This is a genomic window from Mycobacterium sp. TH-M25, assembly GCF_057473665.1.
Genome location: NZ_JBYCLA010000556.1, coordinates 1 through 2,973 on the forward strand (window position 1 = coordinate 1; position 2,973 = coordinate 2,973).

Annotated in this window: 3 protein-coding genes; 1 reads left to right on the top strand and 2 read right to left on the bottom strand. The window is 62.2% G+C overall.

Annotated features, from left to right (window positions below):
• Positions 1 to 880: cytochrome P450 (locus tag AC2VOU_RS18515; protein ID WP_486958678.1), on the top strand; the 880-nt coding region annotated here is incomplete at its 5' end.
• Between the two features lie 93 nt (positions 881 to 973).
• On the opposite strand, the gene AC2VOU_RS18520 is transcribed toward AC2VOU_RS18515, so the two are convergent.
• Both AC2VOU_RS18520 and AC2VOU_RS18525 read right to left on the bottom strand, forming a co-directional pair.
• Positions 974 to 2,392, bottom strand: a complete 1,419-nt coding sequence (locus AC2VOU_RS18520; RefSeq protein WP_486958679.1) for an NAD(P)/FAD-dependent oxidoreductase — start codon at positions 2,390 to 2,392, stop codon at positions 974 to 976.
• Positions 2,393 to 2,460: 68 nt separating this feature from the next.
• Positions 2,461 to 2,973, bottom strand: a 513-nt coding sequence (locus AC2VOU_RS18525) for a hypothetical protein (protein ID WP_486958680.1), incomplete at its 5' end; no start/stop codon positions are given.

Sequence of the window (2,973 nt, forward strand, 5' to 3'; positions counted from 1 at the left end):
CCCGTTCAACACAGCCTTCTTGCGTGGGCTGAAGTACGCAATAGGCAAAGTTCGTACCGACGCCCTTCCTCTCTATGAGCAGCTGCTGGGCCGGCGCGGCCGCAACCAGCACCAACGCGACACGCAATACCTGCGCGAGCAGGTCGCTGCCATCATCGAGGCTCGCCGCAACAGCGATAGTCGCGACGATGCCGCCAAAGACATGCTCGATATCATGCTGCACGAAACAGATCCCGACACAGGCGAACGCCTAGATGAGGCCAACATCGTCAACCAGGCTATGACCTTGCTCATCGCCGGCAGTGAAACGTCCGCCAACACTATCGCCTTTGCACTGCACGACCTCGCGACCAATCCGGGCATGGCTGCCGCAGCACGTGCCGAGGTGGACCAGCGCTGGCCAGACCGGGACATCCCCGAGGTATCGTTCGATGACGTTGCCAAACTGCGATACCTACGCCGGATCGTTGACGAGACGCTGCGCCTATGGCCAATTGCACCAGGGTATTTCCGACAGGCCAAGACCGACACCACGCTCGGGGAAGGACGTTACCGATTCACAGCGGGGGATCGGGTATTTGTCTTCCTAGTAGCAGCCCACCGTGACCGCCCCTGGGGAGACGATGCCGACCAGTTCAACCCAGACCGATTTCTCCCCGAGAACATCCGCAAACGACCACCCCGCATTTACAAGCCGTTCGGCACCGGTTCGCGGGCATGCATCGGCAGGCAGTTCGCCCTCCATGAAATCCTGCTGACGCTAGCGATGATTCTGCACCAATTCACCTTGGAGCCATACCCGGGTTACCAACTTCAGGTGTCAGAGACAGTGTCACTCAAACCCAAGGATCTGCGCCTACGCCTTCACCGTCGCCCCTGATCCTTCGCGTTAACTCGGGGGAAAAGCGCCTACGGCGCGGCGGATATGACTGGGATACCCTGTAGGACAAAACTATTCGTCACGCCGGAACCGTTAGCCGGCGGCCGATTGTTCGGCGTGTTCGGCTTCTTCGGCGGCGGCAAGAACGCCTTGCGCCTGCGTGTGTTGCTCCATCCAGTTCATGACCAGTCTGGCGTAGATCATCTGACTGGTAATGGCCATCTGGCCGCGAGTGCGACCCAAGAAGGAGATCCCCCAGGCGAACAGGGCGGCGATCCGGTTCCGATGGCCGATCAGGTAGTACAGGTGCAGCACCAGCCACGCCAACCAAGCGATGAAGCCGGCGAACTCCAACTTGCCGACCTGCGCGACCGCGCTGTATCGGGAGATCGTCGCCATGCTGCCCTTGTTGAAATACTTGAACGGCTTACGATTGGCCGGATCATCGTGGCCTTTCACCGAGTGCTTGATCACTGTGGTGGCGTAGTGCGCCCCCTGAATCGCCCCCTGCGCCATTCCCGGTACACCGGGCACCGACATCTGATCGCCGATCACAAAGACGTGCGGGTGTCCCTTGACGGTGAGGTCGGGCTCCACGATCACCCGTCCGGCGCGGTCGATTTCGGTGCCATCGGACTGCTCGGCGATCATCTTGCCCAGCGGGCTGGCGGCCACGCCCGCGGCCCACACCTTGCACGCGCATTCGATGCGGCGTTCACCGCCGCCCTTATCTTTGATGGTGATGCCTTTGTAGTCGACGGCGGTCACCGTCGCGTTGAGCTGGACTTCGACATCCATCTTTTCCAGCCGGCGCTGCGCCTTGTTACCCAGCTTTTCTCCCATCGGCGGCAGCACCAAGGGCGCGGCGTCGAGCAAGACCACCCGGCACTGACTGGGCGTAATGGTCCGAAATGCCCCAGCCAGAGTTCGTTCGGCGAGTTCGACGATCTGTCCGGCCACCTCGACGCCGGTCGGTCCGGCGCCGACGACCACGAACGTCAGCCGGCGTTCCCGCTCGGCCGGATCGGTAGCGACCTCGGCGGCCTCGAACGCGCCGAGGATGCGACCGCGCAGCTCCAGGGCATCGTCGATGGTCTTCATGCCGGGCGCGAAGGTGGCGAACTCGTCGTTGCCGAAGTACGACTGCTGCGCGCCGGCGGCCACGATGAGGCTGTCGTAGGGTGTTACCGTCTCCATGTCGATCAATTTCGATGTGACCGTCTTCGCGTTCAGGTCGATGGCGTTGACCTCACCCAGCAGCACCCGGACATTCTTTTGTTTACGCAGGATCAGCCGGGTGGTCGGGGCGATATCTCCTTCGGACAAGATCCCGGTGGCCACTTGATACAGCAGCGGCTGGAACAGATGAGTGGTTGTCTTCGAGATGAGGGTGATGTCAACGTCGGTCCGGTTGAGCGCCTTGGCCGCATTCAGGCCGCCAAATCCGCTTCCGATGATGACGACGCGGTGGTGACTAGTGACAGCCGAGGGCTCGCTGGATGGGCGCGACATGCTTCTCCTTTCCGGTCCTTCGAGTCTCTGGGTTACACCGTACGACTCCACTGACCCGCTATCCTTGCCTACGGCCACCCGGAGGCATTGTTCCGGTAGTTGCCGTTGAGCGCACTGCAGAAGTCTGAGGCGGTGCCGGCGAGCAAGACGTAGTAGGTCTCAGCGCCGCGGTTACTTAGCGCCGGAGGGGGGTAGGCCCAGCCGCTGTTGCACATCGAATTGAGCCCGCCCGCCGTGGCTCGACGCCAACTGGACTTGGCGCAGGCGGTCAGGGCGTCGACGTTGGGGAACGAGCTCTTGGTGATGACCAGCATCGCGCCTCCCCACTGCCCGTCGGTCCGTCGGTAGGCACGTGCCCCGAACCCCGCGTTGTTCTGTTGGCATCCCAACGCTCGCTGCAATGACATGAAGGGGGAGGCGAGGTCACGGTTGGCGACAGCGGCTGCAGCCGTGATGAATTGAGCTGCGTCCGAGCCGTCAACCTCTTGGACATTGGCATCGCCGAGGCTTTTCAGTTGCTGTGACATCTGCTGCTCCGCTGCGGCGCCTCCGCCACCGATGATTGGTCCACTGCCGGTGGA